Annotated in this window: 23 protein-coding genes and 1 pseudogene; 8 read left to right on the top strand and 16 right to left on the bottom strand. The window is 39.3% G+C overall.

Annotated elements, in window-relative coordinates:
- Positions 1–253: 253 nt before the first annotated feature.
- The 11 genes and pseudogenes from KFZ56_RS04400 to KFZ56_RS04350 form a co-directional block, all read right to left on the bottom strand.
- Complete coding sequence (locus KFZ56_RS04400; RefSeq protein WP_222640500.1) at positions 254–1,675, bottom strand: VWA domain-containing protein; 1,422 nt, start codon at positions 1,673–1,675, stop codon at positions 254–256.
- A gap of 58 nt (positions 1,676–1,733) precedes the next feature.
- Positions 1,734–1,940, bottom strand: coding sequence for a Flp family type IVb pilin (locus KFZ56_RS04395; RefSeq protein ID WP_222640499.1), 207 nt, complete (start codon positions 1,938–1,940; stop codon positions 1,734–1,736).
- Positions 1,941–1,958: 18 nt separating this feature from the next.
- Positions 1,959–2,894 carry a type II secretion system F family protein gene (locus KFZ56_RS04390; protein WP_222640496.1) on the bottom strand — a complete coding sequence of 312 codons (936 nt, stop codon included), beginning with the start codon at positions 2,892–2,894 and terminating at the stop codon, positions 1,959–1,961.
- Positions 2,895–2,897: 3 nt separating this feature from the next.
- Entirely contained in the window at positions 2,898–3,827 is a 930-nt protein-coding gene (locus KFZ56_RS04385; RefSeq protein ID WP_255584833.1) for a type II secretion system F family protein, read from the bottom strand.
- The gene (locus KFZ56_RS04380; protein WP_222640494.1) at positions 3,799–5,169 is read right to left on the bottom strand and encodes a TadA family conjugal transfer-associated ATPase; all 1,371 of its coding nucleotides are present in this window, start codon (positions 5,167–5,169) and stop codon (positions 3,799–3,801) included. The genes KFZ56_RS04385 and KFZ56_RS04380 overlap by 29 nt, the downstream gene beginning before the upstream one ends.
- A gap of 23 nt (positions 5,170–5,192) precedes the next feature.
- Positions 5,193–6,326, bottom strand: coding sequence for a CpaE/TadZ family protein (locus tag KFZ56_RS04375; protein ID WP_222640491.1), 1,134 nt, complete (start codon positions 6,324–6,326; stop codon positions 5,193–5,195).
- Positions 6,327–6,357: 31 nt separating this feature from the next.
- Positions 6,358–7,098 (bottom strand): Flp pilus assembly protein CpaB, encoded by a 741-nt coding sequence (gene cpaB, locus KFZ56_RS04370; RefSeq protein WP_222640490.1) that lies wholly within the window; start codon positions 7,096–7,098, stop codon positions 6,358–6,360.
- A gap of 636 nt (positions 7,099–7,734) precedes the next feature.
- Positions 7,735–8,570: pseudogene (locus tag KFZ56_RS04365) on the bottom strand (diacylglycerol/lipid kinase family protein).
- A 176-nt stretch (positions 8,571–8,746) separates the two neighbouring features.
- On the bottom strand, positions 8,747–9,382 hold the full coding sequence (locus tag KFZ56_RS04360) for a PepSY domain-containing protein (protein ID WP_222640489.1): 636 nt from the start codon (positions 9,380–9,382) through the stop codon (positions 8,747–8,749).
- Between the two features lie 78 nt (positions 9,383–9,460).
- A complete protein-coding gene (locus KFZ56_RS04355) occupies positions 9,461–10,828 on the bottom strand; it encodes a HAMP domain-containing sensor histidine kinase (RefSeq protein WP_222640488.1) in 1,368 nt (455 codons plus the stop codon).
- Positions 10,825–11,517: a response regulator transcription factor gene (locus KFZ56_RS04350; RefSeq protein ID WP_222640486.1), complete on the bottom strand. Its 693-nt coding sequence runs from the start codon at positions 11,515–11,517 to the stop codon at positions 10,825–10,827. The genes KFZ56_RS04355 and KFZ56_RS04350 overlap by 4 nt, the downstream gene beginning before the upstream one ends.
- Before the next feature lie 311 nt (positions 11,518–11,828).
- Here KFZ56_RS04350 and KFZ56_RS04345 point away from each other — a divergent pair, with 311 nt between their 5' ends.
- The 3 genes from KFZ56_RS04345 to KFZ56_RS04335 are packed head-to-tail and all read left to right on the top strand — an operon-like array spanning position 11,829 to position 13,842.
- A complete protein-coding gene (locus KFZ56_RS04345; RefSeq protein WP_255585287.1) occupies positions 11,829–13,010 on the top strand; it encodes an LPxTATN C-terminal sorting signal domain in 1,182 nt (393 codons plus the stop codon).
- 12 nt (positions 13,011–13,022) lie between these two features.
- Complete coding sequence (locus KFZ56_RS04340) at positions 13,023–13,181, top strand: hypothetical protein (protein ID WP_222640483.1); 159 nt, start codon at positions 13,023–13,025, stop codon at positions 13,179–13,181.
- A 31-nt stretch (positions 13,182–13,212) separates the two neighbouring features.
- Positions 13,213–13,842, top strand: a complete 630-nt coding sequence (locus KFZ56_RS04335) for a VOC family protein (RefSeq protein ID WP_222640482.1) — start codon at positions 13,213–13,215, stop codon at positions 13,840–13,842.
- An 81-nt stretch (positions 13,843–13,923) separates the two neighbouring features.
- Here KFZ56_RS04335 and KFZ56_RS04330 read toward each other — a convergent pair whose 3' ends face one another.
- Together KFZ56_RS04330 and KFZ56_RS04325 are read right to left on the bottom strand one after the other, a co-directional pair.
- Positions 13,924–14,244: a thioredoxin family protein gene (locus KFZ56_RS04330; protein WP_222640481.1), complete on the bottom strand. Its 321-nt coding sequence runs from the start codon at positions 14,242–14,244 to the stop codon at positions 13,924–13,926.
- A gap of 73 nt (positions 14,245–14,317) precedes the next feature.
- A complete protein-coding gene (locus tag KFZ56_RS04325) occupies positions 14,318–15,133 on the bottom strand; it encodes a DUF368 domain-containing protein (RefSeq protein ID WP_222640480.1) in 816 nt (271 codons plus the stop codon).
- 164 nt (positions 15,134–15,297) lie between these two features.
- On the opposite strand from KFZ56_RS04325, the gene KFZ56_RS04320 reads away from it, so the two are divergent.
- The 4 genes from KFZ56_RS04320 to KFZ56_RS04305 all read left to right on the top strand — a co-directional run bounded on the left by KFZ56_RS04320 (position 15,298) and on the right by KFZ56_RS04305 (position 18,072).
- Entirely contained in the window at positions 15,298–15,456 is a 159-nt protein-coding gene (locus KFZ56_RS04320) for a YfhE family protein (protein WP_222640479.1), read from the top strand.
- Positions 15,457–15,627: 171 nt separating this feature from the next.
- Positions 15,628–16,056, top strand: a complete 429-nt coding sequence (locus KFZ56_RS04315) for a DUF4064 domain-containing protein (protein ID WP_222640478.1) — start codon at positions 15,628–15,630, stop codon at positions 16,054–16,056.
- A gap of 146 nt (positions 16,057–16,202) precedes the next feature.
- Complete coding sequence (locus KFZ56_RS04310) at positions 16,203–17,126, top strand: ABC transporter ATP-binding protein (protein ID WP_222640477.1); 924 nt, start codon at positions 16,203–16,205, stop codon at positions 17,124–17,126.
- Complete coding sequence (locus KFZ56_RS04305) at positions 17,119–18,072, top strand: ABC transporter permease (RefSeq protein ID WP_222640475.1); 954 nt, start codon at positions 17,119–17,121, stop codon at positions 18,070–18,072. The genes KFZ56_RS04310 and KFZ56_RS04305 overlap by 8 nt, the downstream gene beginning before the upstream one ends.
- 134 nt (positions 18,073–18,206) lie before the next feature.
- Here KFZ56_RS04305 and KFZ56_RS04300 read toward each other — a convergent pair whose 3' ends face one another.
- Entirely contained in the window at positions 18,207–18,485 is a 279-nt protein-coding gene (locus KFZ56_RS04300) for a YkvA family protein (protein ID WP_222640474.1), read from the bottom strand.
- Between the two features lie 150 nt (positions 18,486–18,635).
- Here KFZ56_RS04300 and KFZ56_RS04295 point away from each other — a divergent pair, with 150 nt between their 5' ends.
- Positions 18,636–19,115 (top strand): SRPBCC family protein, encoded by a 480-nt coding sequence (locus tag KFZ56_RS04295; protein WP_222640472.1) that lies wholly within the window; start codon positions 18,636–18,638, stop codon positions 19,113–19,115.
- Between the two features lie 243 nt (positions 19,116–19,358).
- Here the strand turns inward: KFZ56_RS04295 and typA are convergent, their stop codons facing one another.
- Positions 19,359–21,188 carry a translational GTPase TypA gene (gene typA / locus KFZ56_RS04290; RefSeq protein ID WP_222640471.1) on the bottom strand — a complete coding sequence of 610 codons (1,830 nt, stop codon included), beginning with the start codon at positions 21,186–21,188 and terminating at the stop codon, positions 19,359–19,361.
- 73 nt (positions 21,189–21,261) lie between these two features.
- Positions 21,262–22,581, bottom strand: coding sequence for a sensor histidine kinase (locus KFZ56_RS04285; protein WP_222640470.1), 1,320 nt, complete (start codon positions 22,579–22,581; stop codon positions 21,262–21,264).
- Positions 22,582–22,584: the final 3 nt, after the last annotated feature.

The raw sequence follows: 22,584 nt of genomic DNA, 5'->3' as shown, positions 1-22,584 counted from the left end.
ACTTTTATTATTATGACTCACCTGTTAATTCTTTATAGAGTTACATAGACCCCTAGCGTGAGTTTCCTACTCAAATTTGTCTAAGCTTTATATATCAAAGATGAGATGACAGGGAATCTCTTATATAGAGTTTAATCATTTAATATACTTATAGGGGTTATTTATACATCTTTGATCTTTGTTTTCCCTTAAATGGAAAGGGATTGATTCATTTTTGCCAGTTTAGGAAACTCATGCTAGTCTACTAGTAAATTCACTCTGATTTTTGATTGTTATACTTTTCCTTAATATTTTCTTTCATTTCTTCAATCTTATTAGTACTAATATCATTTAACTCTTCTTTAACTTCCTCTTGAGAATCCTCTATAAGGTCTCTAACATCATCACGTTTTGTATAAAATTCTTTTCTTTGCTGACTATTTATTAAACCTTCTTTTTCAAATAATCTTGTTAAATCCGAAAGATTGACAAATTGTTTGGTCTTTTTCCCACCCCATTCATTTGAAACTTCTATTATATCGAAATTGTTCTCAACACCTGTCGCATCTAGATCATTTAAAGCCTCTTTCTTCCATTTCTCCCATGCTTCCAGCACTTCCTCTGCACGATCGAACTCTTCTTCCAATTGTTCCTGGTTGTTAGCCGTTGCAAAAACTCCACCCGATACGTCGGCCATTTCCTTCAACTGCTCCTGGGCATCGGAATCCACATTGAAGCCAATTATATTAATGATAGGCTGCGCATTTGAATCAGAAAGTGATTCAGCTACTTTGACTGGATCGCCACCACACGTTTCTATCCCATCACTTACAACATAAATCAAGTTCGTATTATTCTCTGTATCATAATCCTTCAACGCTTCTTCAGATTGTACCAACGCATCTGCTAGTGGCGTCCAGCCGGCCGGTTCAATTTTATCCAACTCGTTCTGAAATTTTTCTTCATCATACGATTCAAAACCATAAACTTGCTCAATGGCTTCACATGATAGTTCTTTATCGCTTTCAGACCCGGTACCTTCATGCCCATAAACTCGAAAGGAAACATTCGCCTCTTCCGGAACTTGTTTCATAAAATCATTGATTGATTCTTTGGCGATCTGCATCATTGTTTTATCTCCAATGTATGCTCCCATGCTTCCGCTAGCATCCAACATAACTTCAACATTATAATTCTCCTTGAAGTGATAGCGCTCATCCGGTAAATCAGGGTCCCCAAATGAGCCAAACTCCCACTTTTTAATGGTATCTTGTGGATCAGGAAAATCTTCTGCTACCATCGAGTAAAGATATTTAAAGTATTCATCCAATTGCTCTTCGCTGGCATCTTCCGGAAGGGGCTCCAAATTTCTGATTTCTTCTAGTATATCGTTAGAAACACTATCATCTATAACATCCATTGACGCATATTTTCCCTGTTTTTGATGAATAAATCCAGATGTATTATTTGGGACATCAGGTACGTTTTTTAAAAATTCCATATCATTATCTTCTTCATCATTCTCTTTGGTTTGTTCGGGATTATCGTCTTCGTCATTGTTTGCTTCTTTTTCAACTTCTTCACTTTTATTTTCATCAGAGTCAATAGTATCGTTATTTTCATCCTCTTCTGCAGTGCAACCAAACAACAGAAAAAATGTCATCAACATGGAACTAAATAATAGTTTATACCTCATAAAGAATTCTCCTAGCAATTATTTACCTTATAAGATTATCCCGTATTTGAACAAAGGTTTATCCAATATTATCAATTAACTCTTTAAATTTATCCGTAACTTTAGTTCCTATATCGTCATCGAGTGCACTAGAAACAATCCCAACCAGAATCACAATAACCGCTGCAATACCAATCCACTCCAACGTCTGCGACCCGGTTTCATCCTTCTTCATTTCCTCTACTTTGTTTATCATCTTTGCATAAAATCCATTCATTAATTTCATTTTTCTTCCTCCCATTTTTTAAAACATATTTAAAATACTATTTTCACCCATTAACATATTCATGATCATCAAACCCGCAATCATCAATATGGAGACAGGTGCAATTAAAAACGTGGTAACAAGTGTTACCTTTGGTGATGCTTTTGCTGCTAATTCCTTAACTTGTTCCTGCCTTATTTGCCTTAAGTCGTCTGCCTGAATTTTTAACGTTTTAGCTATCGGTATTCCAAGATCCATCCCTTGTATGAGAGCTTTTATTAATGACTGAAATTCTTGGTTGTCATTTCTACGCAGCAATTCCCGATAAGCTCTTTCCCTTGTAATACCAAGATCAATTTCATGATTGAACCTGGAAAATTCTTCACGGATTGGACCATCGAAATGTCGAATCACCTCCCTAAGTGCTTGATCTAAACTAACTCCTGCTTGCACGCTAGTACTTACCGTGTCTAAAAAATCCGGTAAATCCTGGCGAATGAGATTCTGCCTTTTTTTCACCTCTCTTCTAATTAATAAGATTGGAATGAAATAACCTAATACAGGTAAACATATGATCATATATTGTGAAAATGGTAGACCCATAATGATAGATACGATTCCTACGAAAAAACCTACAAGAAATAGAAAGATCTTCAATCCCTGAAATCGTTGTACGGTTAACTTTAATGGATTTCCTGACTTTCGAAGCCAATCATCTACCATGTGATTTTCACTGAAAAAATTAACTCGCTGACCCAGATCGGCAAAATCATCTGCGTACGTGGTAACCTTCTGAAATATATTTGCCCTTTTATCCTTCTTCTTTTTCTTTTTTTCAAATGGATCAACATGTGTTACGTCCGAAACATGTGTAATAACATCTCGTTTCTCATTAAGGTAAGACCAGAAATGTTTCAAACATAATAAAATACAAAACCAAAATGCGATAATCGCTAAAATAATTAATGCATCCATACGCTACACCTTTATATTCGTTATTTTTCGTATTAATAGAAAAGAGAGTACAATTGCTCCAATAAATAAAGCTAACATGATCAAACCAAAACCGGACCACAGCGGATCAATAAAGCCCTCCATCACATTGTTCATTACAAGTAATAAAAACACCGGCATTGCTGGAACGATAAAAGAAATATACTTTTCCTCAGAAGTCATTGTTTTGATCGTTTGGTTTAATACTTTACGATCTTCAAACGTTTCGGCCATCGTGTCCAGTGTACGTGCTAGGTTTCCGCCCGTTTTTTTCTGGATAAGCAATGTTGCTATAAACAAATTAAATTCTCGGGATTTATTTCTTTTCTGTATTGCTCTTAATGCAGGTTCTAAAGGTACTCCGAGTTTCAATTCATTGGAAATTCGTTTAAATTCATTTCCAGCCGGGACGGATAACTCTCTTGCGACAATGTCAATGCCTTGATTTATAGTAAGACCCGAGCGGGCAGCATTTCCCATTAAGCGGCATACCTCTCCAAGCTGTTCATTAAAACGGTTCTCATAATTATTTTTCCGTAAGTAAAATAACAGAAAATGTGTCGCTACCATCAGAAATATGGGAAGCAATATACTAATCGCTATAGGCATATTGAATATGGCATAAAATAAGATAAATAGCGTTAGACCACCTACCAACAAAGCTCCGAAATATTCAGAAGGCAACAGCTTCACATTTGCATTCTGAAGCTTAGCCGCCAATGCTTTAGAAGATTCCCGCTCGTCAAAACGATCGCCTAATTTACTAACCATACTCTTTCGCTGCTCTTCAGGGAACCATTCCTTTATCTTTTTATTCCATTCTTTTTTCTGGGAACGATACCCCAAGTAATAATAGCCGCATAACAAAAACGTTAATACTGCTAAACTATAAAGTATAGACGCTGCTATGTTCATAGTCCATCTCCTCCTTAGGACTAAAGAAATCCATATCCAAATCTATTCCGTAAACTTGCAGATGTGGGATACATTTCGGAATAACACCTGTTGGAGTAAAGTATCCTAAAATAGTTCCTTCTGCATTAACCCCGGTACGCTGAAATCGGAAAATATCACGGACCTGGATCTTATTCCCCTCGATTTTTTCTACTTCAGAGATGTTCGTTATTCTGCGTGTACCATCCGTTAGCCTTTGTACCTGCACAATATAATCCAGCGCCCCCACAATATAATCACGAATAATATGTGTTGGCAGATCCATTCCTGCCATGACTACCATACCTTCTACACGATTAATTGCATCAACCGGTGTATTGGCGTGAACCGTGGTTAATGAACCTTCATGCCCCGTGTTCATCGCTTGAAGCATATCAAACGCCTCTGCCCCGCGAACCTCACCGACTATGATTCTATCAGGACGCATGCGCAGTGAGTTTTTCACCAGTTGTCTAATTGGTATTTCCCCGGTTCCTTCTACGTTTGGAGGTCGAGCTTCCATGCCAACTACATTATCGCGTTCCAGTTTCAATTCAGCTGAATCCTCAATCGTTATGACACGTTCCTTAAGTGGAATAGATTTAGCCAGTGCGTTTAGTAGTGTTGTTTTTCCACTACCTGTCCCTCCTGAAATCAATACATTTAATTTTGTTTCTACAAGTGCTTGCATGAATATGGACATCGAATGAGTAAATGTATCGTTATCCTCCAATTCATCCATAACAAAGGGTGTCTTTCTGAATTTACGGATAGATACGATTGTTCCACTTAAGCTTATCGGTGATATAACCGCATTCACCCGGCTTCCATCAGGTAATCTTGCATCAACCATGGGGGAACTTTCATCGATTCTTCGCCCAAGCGGGGCTACCACTCGATCTACAATATGCCGGACATGGGATTCATCTTTAAAGGAGACATCCTCCCGTTCCAATTGGCCTTTTCTTTCGACATAAATTTCCTTTGGGCCATTCACTAAAATTTCGGTAACAGAATCATCTTTTAACAATGGCTCCAACGGCCCAAATCCAACACTTTCATCGATTAATTTGGAGAGAAGTGATTCTTTATCGAGTCTGGGAATGACTACCTTTTCTTCAGCCATAAATTGATTAATATATTTCTCGATCCTTAATCGCTTATCGGATTCCTCTAAGTTGGTAATCAACTCCAGGTTGACCTCTGTTAACAATCTGGTTTTATAATGCTCCACTAATTCATCTATATAACCAGTACTTGTTACATAGTTATTGCTTATATTCTCTGAGGCGTTTTCTTTAGCCGTTCGCTGAAAAAGAGCCATGTTCCCACCTCCTTCGATCTAGATTATTTCAACATGGAATGAACCCATTTATGTACATCCTTTGCCACTGCAGTCATTTTTTTCTCTTTTGCTTCTTTCCTCAACGGCTCCCCCTGGTTAATGTACTGTTGGATCCCTTTGTCCCTCCGAATCTCTGCTGCAATGGTGTATGTAATAAATCGCTCCATATCTTTTTTGTTTAACTCCTTGTCTCTTCCTTTAAAATTCATGACAAGTTCCAACCTATCCTCTGTAACGATGCCCAAACGATGGAATAGACTTTCCACATTTTTTAATACACGAATGGCTATCGTGTCGATATTCATCACATAATAAATCTTATCTGCTTCCTCCAGCGCTGCATACACTCTCTCATCTACCCATGAAGGTAAATCAATGATGATAAAATCATAGTTTCGTTTACTTGCACGGAGAAGCCTTAAAATAAATTCGTCACTAATCTTCTCAGCCATCTCCGCATCACTTGGACTAAGTAATGCTTGTAAATTCGAATGTTCAACTGTTTCCGCTACATTTCGAATATGATGTTCACTCAGTTCATCAATAACGGGAATTAAATCAACCATAGAGCGATTGCCTTCCAACCCAAGATATGTTTCGGAGCCGCCGTACTGTAAATTAAGATCGATATACAATACATTTGCAGTTGATTCCAGTTTTAATGTCTGTGCAAATGTTGTACTCATTAACGTCTTTCCAACGCCTCCACTTCCACTGTAAAATGCAAAGACTTTGCCTCCACCCTTTTTAAAGGACCCTGAATCCATTTCTCGTTCATAAAGACTAGCTGCTTCCTTAGCGAGAGTGTTTAATTTCTCCATAAAAAGGATTTCTTCGCCCGGAAAAATATAATAATCTGAAATCCCCAGACGAATTAGACCACGTAATACCTCAAAGTTTTCTTCATCATTTACACAGATAATAGAGGCCGTAGGAAAATCTGCTAATACAAGTTGGGCGTTTTCTACCGCTGAATTACTTTCCGAATTGACGATAAGAATTATCTGTGCATGATGCTTTTTCAATTCCGTTATCGTCACAGAATGCAGTTGAAATGTATCCTTCATTTGTTCCTGTATGGATGCTATAAGTTCTTCATTATCGCCAACTACATAGATATCATTTGCCATTTTCATATATTTCCTCCACCCGACTCACTTGCTATAGTTATTCATCATCATCTTCTTCATCTTTATTATCATCGTTATTGTTTTCTTCAACCTCATCCGGCTGATCTTCTGCGCTGTTATCTTCCTGATTTTCAGAAGCTTCTACGTCATTTTCATCTTCTGGCTGCGATTGTCCTACATTTGCTTTGACGATTCGAAAACTATCCGCATAATTTTGCATATGTATTAATTGCGGCACCATTTCGTTGGGGACTTCAACTTGCACCCCGGAGAATTCTCCTTCATTTTGAGCAACTCTTGCTACTTTTACATCTTCCATAAAAACTTCGGTAACTGGTTCTTCATCGAAACTATGCGATACCAAAATGTCCACCCGATCCAGAGCTGTCAGTGCTTCATCAAAAGACACTTTTTCTGATTGTATAAGTGAAATGATTCGGTTATCAGCTTCCGTAACAGATGAAGCCTCTTTTAGCATATTTTTTGTAATAACTTCACCCTCTGATAACGGAACTACGGAAACTTTATTGACAAAATCATCGACATCCGTTATATGTTCGTCGCGTAAGTAACTGGTAGGTACCTCGTCTGTCGTAACATCATCCGGGGTGATAATTTGCCTCGAACTAATGTCGCCGTTTGCTACATAGATGGTTACTTCTGTTCCTAAATCCGTATTTAAAGCTTGTACTTTTTGTAAGACAAGAAAACCGGATATGACTGCTAGTGTAATGGCTATTAATAAAAATATGATCGCTTTACGCTTTGACTCCAGCACTTTCTAACCTCTTTTCCTCTTAACTTCTATACCTGTAACAGTAATCACATAACTATAAAATATGTCAATCCAGTGACCATCGACACACTTTAGAGAAAATTGTGTTATTTATAATGCATATTCCCCTGATGAAAATTTTTAAACATCTGCGTTATTCTATTTTTTCAAATTTTGAAACGTGCATGTTTGTCTCTTGCCATTCTTGTAAAGAATATATCTATTCATAGCAACATAGGCTACTCATCGATTGTCTTCTTCATTATGTAATAATAAAGCACTTCAGCGTTTTAGGTAGCTGATCCTGAATCGGAACGCGATTGAGAATCTCTTTCACTTTTTCTTCATTAATATGACGCTCAATTACTCAAATGGATACCCCCATTCACCATATATCTCTTTCGTAAGTATCAAGGTAGATTGTTAGATTGGTACTTATGTAACAAAAAGAAATACCTTATCTTTGATAAAGTATGTCTTTCATTAGTCTAATAATAGGGATTTCCGCTGTCAACAACTATTACTATCTTTTTGAAAAAAGGGTAGAAAAGAACTATGCCAAACTAGTAAAATGCGACTATTTTTCACTAGTACCGAGTTGATAACCTTTCATGCTGCTTATAATTGCTCACCAAATACTTAACCTCCCCAAACCATTCTAATGCGTCCAGGTAAGATTGTTATTTCAGCTGGTGTTGTCTCATGGATTTCACCGTCCATGTCAATATCCTGATGGCGATCTGCTGTTACCTTCAAATCTGCTGCCTGAAAATAATCCAATTCATTGAGTTGCGCTGCATCGATATTTGGATTGTTCATGGATAGTAGTTCTCGAAATGATGCTAACGTTGAATTTTTCACAATTAATACATCGAGCTTTCCATCATTTGAGGAGATAGAAGGGACGGGCAGCTCTCTTGTTCCAATGAATTTACCGTTTAGAACCAAAATCAGGATCGCTTCTCCATCATACGTGGTATTGTCGGCAATAATTTCATAGTGAAACGGCGTAGCTTGAGTGACGGAACGAATCGTACTCATAAAATAACTTAGGACACCAAAGCTGTTTTTTTGATCCATATCTATATTTTGCGATGTCTCTGATACCAAGCCTATCCCCAGAAGTTGAGAAAGTATTTCCCAGCGGATTTGCCAACGTCAATGTCGATTACTTCTTTGCGGGTGATTGTCTTTGCTGCTTGCTTTAAATTCTGTGGCATTTGCAGCATTCTGCTGAAGTCATTGGACGTTCCGCCAGGCAAGATGGCGAGAACTGGTCTTTTCTCCAAAGCTGCAATACTATTCATACATGCATGAAGTGTACCATCTCCTCCAAGTATAATTAGAAGATCAATATGATCAGCAAAAGTGACACATGCCCTTTGTGCTTCTTCCACTGTTTTTGTTTGAATAATGGTTAGTTCCTTCATAGCTTTAGCCAATTCAGGTAGGGTCTGCGCCAATTTTTGCTCCATATCATTTGCTCCGGCGTTGCCGTTGTATAAAAAAAGTGCTTTATCGTAGATAGGCATGCTATCGTCTCCAATCCTTTTACTACTCCTATGTATTACCTTATCAGCCTGATGAGAAACTTGGTTATACATAAAAATAGCTACCAGCACAAAAACTGATAGCTATTAATTAGTATAGGTTAATCATTATCCCTATCGATTTCAATGACAAGGACTTCTCCTGTATATGCATCGATTTCTATCTCTGCTTCATCGTCGCCGTTTTCAATTTCAATTTCGTACATCAAGCGCCCGTCATCTTCGTCAAGCTCAAGCTCGGTAAGCTGGCCATCAAATTCATTTTGTGCAATTTCCTCGGCCTTTGCTACATCGATAACGGCATTGTTGGAGTTGGCTGAATTCTCGTCATTGTTCCCGTTGTCTTGGCTATCATTCCTATTTTCATTCGTATTACTGCTTTCTCCATCATCTTCCTTCTCCTTGTTGTCATCTGCGTCATCATTTTTTTCGGCTTTTTCTACATTATCGGAGATTTCCTTTTCCTTCAGATTCAATACTTCCCCACTGCCGCCATCCAGTTTGATATCATATTCCTTCCCATCATTCTCTACTTCTACTTCATATACTGCCTGATTGCGATCCTTTTCTAATTCAAGTTCCGTAATGGTACCTGGATATTGATCTGTGACTATTTGACGGACCTCATCTGTTGATAATTCGGGGTTGGCCTGAGATGCGTCTGAGTGATAAATACCCAATCCTAATACGACAGCACCAGCTGTTGCTCCCATGGCAATTCCTAATTTTTTCTTCATTTCTTTTTCCTCCTTGGTTGTTATTACTTCCCATCATATCCCCGGAGAATGAAGGAATCATGTGAGTAAGATTAGAATTTAATGAGAATACGGTTCATTTCCCTGCACAAGTGGCAAGGTTAGCGTAAACGTAGAGCCTTCCCCAACGTCACTTGTTACAATTAACCTACCGTGATGAGCCTCAGCAAGGGATTTTGCAATAGCTAAACCAAGCCCGGTTCCACCTGTATCCCTGCTTCTTGCTTTATCAATACGGTAAAAGCGGTCAAAGATACGCGCTTGTTCTTGTTCTGAAATGCCCTGGCCATAATCCGTTACCTGCAAAATAGCCTCATTATTTCGTGCTGAAATGGCGACTTCAATAGTCTCCTGACTATATTTTAATGCGTTATCAATTAAGATATAGACCACTTGCTGCAGTTGATTCGGATTCCCATTTACAACTACTTCCGTAAGCTGCTTCTCCAAATGAATGTCCCGTGCGTACGCACCTTTAAAAGTTGCAATGGTTTCCTCACTCAACAGGATCAAATCCACCTGTTGCATTGCTGCTTCTGTTTTATTTTTGGCAAGGGACAACATCTGCTCCACCAATTTCTGCATACGATCCGCTTCAGCATCAATCGCCTCCACAGATTCATTTATTAATTCCGGATTTGCTTCACCTCTTCGCTCTAGCAATTGTGCATAGCTTTTTACAATCGAAATAGGTGTTTTGAGTTCATGAGAGGCATCGGAGACAAATACTTCTTGCTTCTCAAAATTATCCTTTAAATAATCAATCATTTCATTGAATGTCTTTTCCATCTCATAAAGCTCATCCCGGGAACGATTCCCCACATCAATCTTCTTCCAATTGGCATGTCTGGTATTGTCTTTCATCGTCTGCGTGAGTGCTTGAATCGGACGAAGTAAAAATCTGCTTAAGACAATCCCAGCTATAATCAACGGGATAAGCATAATGATGGATGCTACAACCAATACGTAAAATAGGGTTGTCATCGTTTCATCAAGTGCTAGTAGGTGATTGGAAACCTGCAATGTTACGATATCCCCATTATGCCAAATGATCGGTTTGGAAATGATAGCAACATCTGCTTCCTGTTCTTGTGCCACAATGGTTTGCTCTTCATTTACGGAAAATTCATAGGCAATTTCACTGGGTATCGTTGGCTTCTTTAGTTCCGGGACCACCAAGTTCCCATCTTCTCCAATGACACGAATCATCCCATCTGTCGGCAGGTAAGCATCTAATAAGTCGCTTGTTGGTATATCCGGATTGGAACTAAGTGTTTCTGCAATCGTGTTGGTTTGGGCAGCTAATTGCTCCAGTTCACTGTCAGCAGTTATGTTGTAAAACAAGTAATAAATGGATGTATTGACCAATAGAATGAGCACCAACATAAACAAACTTGAAAACAGTTGGATTTTCGTCCGCAGTTTCATTGGACCAGATCCTTTATGGTATAACCGACACCGCGAACGGTTTGGATGTAGGCTTGATCGTAGCCCTTATCAATTTTCTGGCGTAGATAACGAATATAAACGTCCACAACATTCGTGTCACCAAAATAATCAAAGCCCCAAACGTTTTCGATAAGTTGATCCCTGGTGAGAACGATATTTTTATTTTTCAACAAGTATACAAGCAGGTCGAACTCACGTGGGGTAAGCTCAATTTCCCGATTTTCCCGCTGCACTTCATGGGCATTTAAATCGACTTGTAAATCACCGTGTGTTAAATGATGTCCGTTATTTTTTTGTGTAATGGGTTTCCTGAGATGTACTCTGATGCGAGCGAGGAGTTCCTCAATTTGAAATGGCTTTGTGACATAATCATTGGCACCTAAATCCAGGCCGCTCACTTTATCATGGACCGCATCACGGGCTGTTAACAAAATAATGGGTGTGCTATCATCTGTCCGTCTTATCCTTCGTAAAACTTCCAACCCGCTCAAGCCGGGGAGCATAATATCAAGCAATACTAAATCCCAATGGCTCTCCTCCATCAAACGAAGGGCGTCATTTCCATTATCTGCAATTTCCGTTTTATAATTTTCATAATCAAGCTCCAGTTGTAAAACCCTGCTTAATTTTCGCTCGTCTTCTACGATTAATATAGCTGGCTGCTCCATGTTCTCCACCTGCTTTATATAAGTTCTTCTTTACCATACTATATCATGAAGGGATTAAAAATTAGAGAAGTATCTATTTTATTTTTGCATAATGACATGTCACGCTTAGTCCTCCACATCAATCTGAACGAATTTATTCGAGTGAACGCTCTCCAGTGTAATAAATAAACTGTCAAACTAACATACTATTTCCCGTTTTTTGGTTGACAAAATTTTCCTATGTTAGTAGAATCACGTTATTAAAACTATTTATCTAGTTATTGAGACTATTTAACTAGTTTTTATATTTTTGTAAAGGTGGTAGATATTTGATGAAAGCAAATTATTATGAAACAAGGATGAGCCAAAATCGAAAACGCTATGTCAAGAATATAGCTGGACTAACCATGGCAGCAACGATTGCGCTTAGTGTGCCGGTTGCACCAAATGTACTTAGTAATGAAGCAATACAAGATACGTTCGGGACTACCGTCGTGCATGCAGCAGTAGATAATATCTTGGAACCTGATGATCAAGCCTTTGGCCAATCAGTATATTTTGAAGATCAAGGGTTTACCAATTATGCTTTTCATAATAATGCTGTAGGTTCCCAAATTGATATAGGTAGCTATGATGCATTAAATTATGTTTTTAAATTACCGGATGAAATGAGCTACATAGCAGAGGACCCATTCCTTTTAGAAGGACTTAAAAATGGATATAATAATAGCAATTTTTCGATGACTGGCACGGCGTACGATGAAGATAATAATGATTTTGCTATTACTAGTGAGACAGTTGAGCATCCTGAAGCGGAGTATATTACTGTAAATCAAGCAACAAATAGTATTGAATTCGATCTTTATAACTTCCTGCAGGATAATGGATTTGTTAGTGTTCATAATATTAGTTTTTCGGTTCCAGTCCAACAAGAAGGGAAGTATCCCATTCCAAATGGGGAATATACCTTCCAAACTGCATTAGTGGCTTCAGATAATGTGGATCTCAATAATGTTGATAATGCAGATACAATAAGCTTTACAGCAGAAAATAGTGAAGTGGATCCTGGCGATGGTGATGATGAAGGTAACAACGGAGACGATAACTCCGATGACAGCGAAGGTAACAACGGAGACGATAACTCCGATGACAGCGAAGGTAACAACGGAGACGATAACTCCGATGACGGCGAAGGTAACAACGGAGGCGATAACTCCGATGACAGCGAAGGCAACAACGGAGACGATAACTCCGATGACAGCGAAGGTAACAACGGAGACGATAACTCCGATGACGGCAAAGAACCTGGCAGTAACGATGAAGATGAAGATGAAGACGAAGATGAAAATTCTTCTACAGCTGTTGAGTCCGATGATAATGATAATGGTGAGGGCGGCGAGCTACCCCAAACGGCTACCTCTACGTTTAACTGGCTGTTAGGAGGATTTATGGCTTTAATGGCTGGTACTGCTGGATTATTTACACGCAAGAAAAAAGGCCATCAAGCTAAATAAATAGAAAACGGTATGCAACAGGAAAACCATAAGGCAGATGATCATATCGTCTGCCTTTTCCCTTATTGTCACGGGGAAAAGCCGATGATCCGTAAATTATCATGGTTCTTATTTGTGATTGGCTTTATTATTGTTGCTTATACTATTGTAGAGGACAAGCTGGTTGAATAATGGAAGAATTAATTTAAGGAGGAGGGATTTCATGCTAGCTATTGACCACGTTGTTATCGCAGCAAAAGATCCGTCACAAGCGGCTGAAGATTTTGGACAACACTATCAAGTAACAACCATCCAGGGAGGCAAACACGACAACTGGGGGACATACAATTACCTGGCCTATTTTGAAAACGAATGCTATATTGAGTGGATTGGAATTTTTGATGAAGTACTTGCGGAAAAATCAGCGAATCCATTAATCCAGCAGGTTGCCTCCGCATTGCGTAATAACCATGAAGGTGTCATCCAGTTTGCATTACGCACGAAGAATATGGACCACTACATCGAACATTTTGACGCGGAGCAAATAGCGTACACCGGACCGATCCCAGGCAGCAGGCATAAGCCTGATGGATCGACGTTACAATGGCGAATGTTATTTCCTGAACCGGACATCGGAATTCCTTTTTTAATCGAATGGAGCGAGGGAAAAAATATGCCACAGGATGAGCGTGTCCTCAATAAGCAGCATTTACGTTCCATTTTCTTTGGAGTAAAAGACCGGGAACTAGTTAAGCATATCTATCAGCTCGATGCGGTTGATGGAAACGTAAAGCTGATAAACGGGATATTACATTTAGAAAATAATGAAAAACTGGACTTTGAATTGAGATAACAAAGACGCGGAAAAGACGCGGATGGCCATGGTATTAAAAAAACGATCATCCACTCAGGTGGAATGATCGTTGTACGAACTTCAGGCTAATTGCTGATGGAGAAATTCCGATACAGATTCCGGTGTCTTCGTATCGGCACTATGCTGATGTGCCAGCTTCTCCCCATTCTTAAAAATTAAAATGCTTGGAATCCCCATGACTTCATATTTTTCAGCAAGACCTTGTACTTCATCGCTATTGACCTCATACCAGTTGTAATTGGTAAACTCCTCCATAACGTCTCCGATAAACATATCCATTCGCTTACAATCCGGGCACCAGTCCGCAAAAAATTTAACGATTACTGGTTCTTCGCTGCTAATAATATCATTGAACTGCTCTACTGTATTTATAGATTCCATTTCACTAATCCCCCCTTTTTAAGCTTCTATATCTTATTGTACTGATTTTTTTCACGGATGTCTTGCGGTTTGCTTACTCCTGATACTCCACTCTTCCCAGAATATATGCGACCAAGAGTCCTGCCGCAAATGTTACAACACTGAGCAATAATAACGATGTACTCATTGGCCAGCCTGGAAACACGACGAAAATGGATCCAATAACCAGTCCAATAATAATGGCAAATGTACCTGTGTAATGATGCGTTAAGAAGTAGTGAATAATTTTACTCATCACTGCAAAGCCACAAGCAATGCCAATACCTGTAACGATAATAATACCAAGCTGTAAATTGCTTAAAGCAGAAATGACTGTAGAATAAACACCAAGCAGCAATAGCATAAATGATCCGCTAATTCCCGGTACAATCATCGCACTGCTAGCGATAAACCCTGAAAAGAATAGCAAAACATAGGTAGATCCGGTAACATTTTCAATAACATCCCCCTCATTCGGGTTGAAAAAACCTAAGAATGCAATGGCGGCAACAGCGATGATTAAACAAACAACATGCTTCCATTTGAACGAGTGCTTGGCATCCGCTTTATGAAATAAATATGGCAAAACACCAAGAATCAACCCAAGGAAGAAAAATTGCGTTGGCCCCGGATAATGGTCAAACAACCATTCAATGGCGTTTGCCAATGAAAATATGGCAATTACCATACCAATGCCTAGAGGAATTAGAAACCCTAATTGCTTTTTCCAATCTTTACTTAAAAAGCCATTAATCGCAGCAATCAACCGATCGTAAATACCGAGTAAAACAGCGATCGTCCCTCCGCTTACTCCCGGAATGACATCACTTGCCCCCATGAGGATACCACGATAAATATTTTTCCATTCCATAGCTCTCCATTCTCCCTTATGTAATCAGCGATTATTATAAACATAGATTTTATTATATCAAAATATGCCTGTATTTTATATTAAAAATGCAAGCATGTTTTAATTTAACATATTCGGGAACAGATATAATAGAACGAAACTTATTAGATGAAAGGATAATGACAATGCCAAAAACACAATATCAACCAACAGATAATAGGGTTCTTTCTGACGCACAGGAAGTACATTATGCGAAGGAATTTAAACAAGCTGACATGGCTGGTGGCTACCGTAAGCCAAAAGTTAGAGAAGCAAAACGGGAAAACCCCGATTTGCTCAAATAATAACATGATATATTAACACCTTGCCCGCATACGGCGAGGTGTTTTTATTCGAAAAAATTCGGGTGGTGCCTGTCACTTCAATCCAAAAAATGTTTTGAAAAGTGCACCTATGTATATTATACTTAGGATTGGTTTGGTTAATTTTGTTATGTTAAAGGGAGGGATTTACTTTTGAAACGTACAGGTGAAATTGTATTAGGGATTATCGGAGCCCTTGTTTATGGCTTTCTCGGTATAATTGGCGGTGCAATGATTTGGCTACAAAATAATGAAGCGTTACTGCAAGAGTCTCTGGAAGAAGCCCCGCAGCAAGGAGGCGAGATTTCAGCAGAGGAGTTTAATGAGGTCATAGAAGTTATGGGAAGCGGCGGAACCATGATGCTTGTCTTTTCTATTATTGCTATTATTTTAGGCATCATTGCAATGATATTCTTAAAAGGAAATAAACGTCCAAAAGTAGCAGGAATTATTTTCCTCGCATCCGCAGTGATTGGCTTTTTTGTCTTTGGAATTATATTTGGAATTATGAGCGGTGTTTTCTACATAATCGCCGGTATTATGTGCCTTGCCCGAAAACCCAAAACGGTTATTGAAGCATAATAGTATACCAATTTTGTTCCCACATAAATTTAAAATGTGGGGATTTTTTTTGCTTATCGTTATGGTACGATGGAAAATGTATGAAACATTTCTATAATTTCATGCATATGTAAAAGTGGATTTGAAAAAGTGGAGGTATTACATATATGTCAGAAACAGCCATGGAATTGATTGATGTCAAGAAGACAATTGGCCAAAAAGAAATTATTAAAGGATTGTCCTTTACCATTAACAAAGGTGAGGTCTTTGGCTTTATTGGGCCAAATGGGGCTGGTAAAACAACGACAATTCGAATGATGGTCGGTTTAATGAAGTTATCCGGTGGGGATGTTCGGATTTTAGGTAACAGTATAAAAAGTGATTTTAAAAAGGCGATTCGAGAAGTTGGAGCGATCGTGGAGAACCCGGAGATGTATCCATTTATGACCGGAGCACAGAACTTAGCCCATTACGCCCGAATGACCCCTGGAGTAACTAAGGAACGGGTAGATGAGGTGGTCGCCTTAGTAGGTCTGGAAAAAGCAATAAAAGAAAAAGCAGGAAGATATTCCTTAGGCATGCGGCAACGCTTAGGTATCGCTCAGGCTCTCCTGCACAACCCATCTGTGCTAATTTTGGACGAACCGACGAACGGCCTTGACCCTGCTGGGATTAAGGAAATTCGCCAATATATCCGTCGCTTGGCATCAGAGGCAGACGTTGCCGTTATTATCTCGAGTCATCTCTTATCTGAAATTGAATTGATGTGTGACCGGATTGGAATCATCCAAAACGGGGAACTCGTTGCGACCGAATATGTAAATGACGCAACAGATTCCGATCAACGTTTAAGCCAAGTGACATTGGAGGTAACCCCTGTTGAAAAGGCAATGGATGTCTTACAATCAGAACACGAAATCGATACGGAGCGCACCAACCATTCACTCTCCTTTCAATTGGAGAAAGCAAAAATCCCGATGATCATTCAAACCCTTGTAAAGCATAAAATATCCGTGTATCAAGTAGGTGTCTCAAAGGCAACATTAGAGGATAAATTCTTTGATCTGATTGGGGAGAATACTATTGAGTAACTTTTTTAAGCTTGTTTATAACGAAATAACAAAAATGTTCATCCAGAAGTCTACTTGGGTTATGTATATTATTTTAGCGGGATTAATCATTGGCGGAGCAGCTATAACCAGCGCATTTGGTGATGTAGATGGCGATTATGCAAACGACAATTGGCGTGAGATTCTGCAGGAAGAAAATGAAGAGATGCAACAGCAAATGGAAGAAGACGACATATATACGGCAGTCAATTCAAATGAAATAGAAAAAAATAACTACCATTTGGAACATGATATCCAGCCTACCGGGTACGGGGCATGGCAGTATGTTCAGGAAAACGAGGGGCTGCTTTCCGTTGTCAGCTTATTGACGATTATTGTTGCAGCGGGAATTGTAGCCAATGAATTTAAATGGGGGACGATTAAATTACTACTGATTCGACCCATATCACGGACGAAAATTTTAGCGTCCAAATATGTTTCCGTCTTGTTATTTGCATTGTTTACCCTTCTTTTTGTTTTAGTATTTTCCTGGGTTAGCGGTGCCTTGTTCTTCGGTATCGAAGGGATGAATCCTTATGCTGTACAGTCGCAAAGTGATGGGTTTGCATATGTATCTGTCATTGGAGAGATCGTCTCTGAATATGGCTATGGTCTGGTTAATTTAGTCATGATGGCTACATTCGCCTTTATGATTTCGTCCATTTTCCGCAGTAGCGCACTGGCTATTGGAATAGGCGTTTTCCTCATGATGGGCGGAAACATCATTGTTCAGGCTTTCGCGGAGTATGAATGGGCGAAATATATTCTGTTTGCCAATACAGACCTAAGTCAATATGCAAGTGGGAATACACCATGGATTGAGGATATGACATTAGGTTTTTCCATTACCGTTTTAATTGTGTATTATGTTGTATTTATGATCTTATCCTGGGTGTTTTTCACGAAAAGAGATGTGGCGGGACAATAAACATCGTTTACTTATTACCTGCTGCATAAATAGAAAGAACAGAGGTTGCTCGTTTTAAACAGGCCTCTGTTCCTTTTTTATTTATAAAGAAACTCGGCAAATTTCGGGTGTTGTCTGCCACTGCTGGAGAATGGCTATTGGTATAGGTTATGCTTTTCTTTTAATGACTGTGGTGCTATTTTGACCATTAGCTGCAGCAATAAAATTGCGATTGTGGCGTCATCCATAATTCCAAAAAGCATGATAAAATCCGGAATCAAGTCAAAAGGAAGCGCGATATAGCCTATAATAAGAACCGCAAATAGAATCTTGGTGATAAGTTTTACTTCATTTGTCGTGAAGAAATCTTTCATGAACGGAATTGATTTATGAAATTGGAATAAAAAACGAACGCGATGAAAAAATCGATACATGGAGGATCACCTTTTTCTTTCTTCTATTTAATAGTACATTTTTATTATTGGTATTCCCTGATCGAGAAAATTTAAGCGGTATTCTGTGCTTGCGATAAGCACTAAATTATTTTATGCTTACTATCGTACGTAAAAAAGGGGTGATTGACGATGATAGCTACCATTGATAAATCTGAAGACGTACCGGTTGCTGTTTGGATCAGGCAGATTAATTATCCAGTAGATGAAGTATGGTCTTATTTGACGGAAAATCAGAAGCTCCAATTGTGGTTTCCGGAACTGGAAATTAAACATTTACAAGCAGACGGAGAAATACATTTTGATCTTCAAGATGGTACCCATGAAACAATGGACATATTAGAGGTAGATCGCGAGCGTGTATTTGCGTTTACATGGGATCAAAATTCGGTGCGCTTTGAATTAACGGCAAATACCTTTGGGTGTCGCCTGGTGTTCCACGAATATTTAAATGAAGTTACAGACCATACCCCTATGGATCTAACCGGATGGCATATTTGCCTGGACGTGATTGAAGCATTGCTGGATGGCACCACTATTCGAAATAGACGAGGCCGTTGGAATAAATGGTATCCGAAATATCAGGAATTAGTAAAAGAAGCGTTGCTTTAAATGCAGTCGCTTCTTTTTTGCATAGGGGGAGAGGCGGAATCAGGGACCGCTCCACGTTAGGAATTTATTCTTTCTCCCGATTGAAGTTACGCTCTCCCGGTTCATTCGCTACTTCTCCCGATTTGAAGTTGCGTTCTCCCGGTTCATTCGCTACTTCTCCCGACTCAGCGGCTCGCTCTCCCGATATAAAAGGGTCTGTCCTCCACCACTTTAGCGTGGTAGGGACAGACCAATCATATGAGCTTAGCTCAATTTCGATTTCTTAGCTGCTTTTTCCCGTTCATTTTTATTTAATACCTTTTTGCGTAGACGAATGGATTCAGGTGTTACTTCACAGTATTCATCGTCGTCTAAATACTGGATTGCTTCTTCGAGTGACATTTCCTTCGTTTTTCTAATTGTGGCCGTTTGATCCTTGGTTGCGGAACGGACGTTTGTCAGATGTTTTTCTTTGGTGATGTTAACCGTAATATCGTTCTCACGGTTATGTTCACCAACAATCATGCCAGCGTAAATTTCCGTCCCAGGTTCAACGAATATGGTACCTCGGTCTTCAAGCTGCATGATGCCATATGTCGTTGCCTTGCCATGTTCCATACCGACAAGGACACCTTCTCTTCTGCCACCGACTTGTCCCTTTAAGATTGGCTCGTAGGCATCGAAAGTGTGGTTGATAATTCCGTACCCATGCGTCTGTGTCATGAACTCTGTTGTATAACCAAGCAGGCCACGTGAAGGCACTTTGAATTCGAGACGAACTTGCCCATTACCATGATTAATCATGTCGAGCATTTCGCCTTTCCGGTAACCAAGAGATTCCATAACCGAACCTTGATATTCCTCAGGGACATCTATTTGTACACGTTCCATCGGTTCGCATTTCTGTCCATCAATTTCTTTAACGATGACTTGTGGTTTGGAAAGCTGCAATTCAAACCCTTCTCGACGCATGTTTTCGATCAAAATCGATAGATGCAGCTCACCACGTCCGGAAACGGTCCATGCATCCGGGGAGTCTGTTGGATCTACGCGAAGACTAACGTCCGTTTCAAGCTGTTTCAGTAATCTTTCTTCAATCCGTCTGGACGTTATATACTTCCCTTCTTTTCCTGCAAAAGGGCTATTGTTCACTAGAAACGTCATTTGCAATGTTGGTTCATCAATCCGCACCATCGGTAAAGCTTCCGGTTGATCCGGATCACAAATGGTCTCCCCTACGTTCAGATCGGCAAGCCCAGATATTGCAACAATGTCACCAGCTTTTGCTTCCCCGATTTCAATTCGTTTTAACCCAATAAAACCAAATAATTTACTGATACGGAATGACTTTTCACTACCGTCCTTTTTCATAACTGTTACCTGCTGGCCAACACTTATCGAGCCACGAACGACGCGTCCTACGCCAATACGTCCAACATAATCATTATAATCAAGTAATGTCACCTGAAATTGCAAGGGGTCATCCTTTGTATCCGGTGGTGCTGGGATATGATCCAGAATGGTTGTGAAAACCGGATCCATGGTTTCTTCTTGTTTATCGGCTTCCAAACTTGATGTCCCATTAATTGCAGATGCATAAACGACAGGGAATTCCAATTGTTCATCGTCCGCTCCAAGTTCGATGAATAAATCAAGCACCTCATCCACTACCTCTGTAGGTCTTGCATTCGGCCGATCAATTTTATTTAAAACGACAATCGGTGTGAGTTTTTGCTCCAATGCTTTCATTAACACAAAGCGGGTTTGTGGCATTGTTCCTTCGTAAGCATCAACAACTAAAGCTACACCGTCTACCATTTTCATAATTCGCTCAACCTCACCACCAAAGTCAGCATGCCCAGGCGTGTCTAAAATATTGATGGTGGTATCTTTATAATTAATCGCTGTGTTTTTCGCCAAAATCGTAATACCACGTTCTTTTTCAATGTCACCGGTGTCCATGGCACGCTCATCGACCTGCTCATTTTCACGGAACGTTCCGGAATACTTTAACATTTGATCCACGAGTGTTGTTTTACCGTGGTCAACGTGGGCAATAATGGCGATATTGCGAATATCTTCTCTTAATTGCATAAAACGTACGCTCCTCTATATTAAGGATAATCAACCTGCAAATTATATCATAAAAATGTTAGGTTTGCAAAATTTATTCTGGAAAGGTCATTTCAAATTTTGCTCCACCAAGTTCTGAGTCAGTAACTTCGATTTTGCCACCGGACTGCTCAATAATTGCACGTGCAATGGCTAGGCCTAAACCGGTTTCCCCGTTCTTACCTTTTACAAACCGGTGAAAAATATGTGGAATTAAGTCTTCCGGTACGCCGTCTCCGTCATCTTCCACAGTAATGATGGTCATTTGATTTCGATTATAAACATTAATGATGACCTGTGATTTCGCATGGCGAATACCATTGATTGTTAAATTCAACAGGGCTCTTAATAGCTTTTCCTCATCTGCCATTAATGTAATATCAGCTTCTACATGATGGCGAAGGTCAATTTCCTTTTCATTTACCAATGGTAACGCCCGTTCCTCAACTTGATTGATCACTGACGACAGCTTAACTTGGGTTCTCTTATAAGCACTCGGCTCACTATCCAATTTCGCTAATACGATCATTTCATTAATTATTTTTTTTAACCGATTCACTTCTGTTACCATTACTTCCAATCCTTTTTCCTGATCTTTTTCATCAAAAATCTGATCCCGGATTCCTTCTGCATAACCTTGAATTGTCATTAAAGGTGTCTTCAATTCATGGCTCGCATTTTGAAAAAAGGTCTGCTGCGTGTGCATATACCGCTTCAATTCTTCAGCCATTTCATACACACTTTGTTCAACTTCCTTAATCTCTCCTGTTGCGCTGATGCGTTCGATATCATCAAATTGCCGTTTCTCAATCTTCTTTAATTGCCATTTTAACTGGGAAAGCGGGGTTACTAATTTATTGGTTAAGAATGTACTTATCAAAACAGCTACTGCCGCACCAATCAAAAATACAAGCAGCAAGCGTGCAATAAAATTTCTCTGGACAGCTTGTATATCATTCATCGGTGTTAATAAAATTAATTCGATTCCTGTACCTTGAGGGTAAAATAAAATGCGCGATGTAACAAAATTACTATCCCCATATTCCCAAAGACTTTCACTATCATCCGCAAAATCATTGTTTTCCCATAGACCTTTTACAATTTGATTGGACATGGTTGAAAACAGTACAGCATCCTGATTACGATCGTATAGGAACAGCTGCAGATCTTGATCCTGTAATAATTCAGCGTATTGACTTGTTCCATCTTCCTCGTTCATAACATTTACCAGAATTTCGCCATACTGCCTTAATTGCCGCTGCTCATCTTGGATCAACAGGTCTAAAATCAGGGAGTAAATGACATACCCTGCTACCCCCATAATAACAAGGAGCAATGTTGTAAAAGCAATGTTCAGCTGATGTTGAAGTTTCATGGA

Source organism: Virgibacillus sp. NKC19-3, from assembly GCF_019837165.1.
GTDB classification, from domain to species: Bacteria; Bacillota; Bacilli; order Bacillales; family Amphibacillaceae; genus Virgibacillus_L; species Virgibacillus_L saliphilus.
Note: the sequence above shows the minus strand (reverse complement) of the source record. Positions and strands in the feature narration are given on the sequence as shown.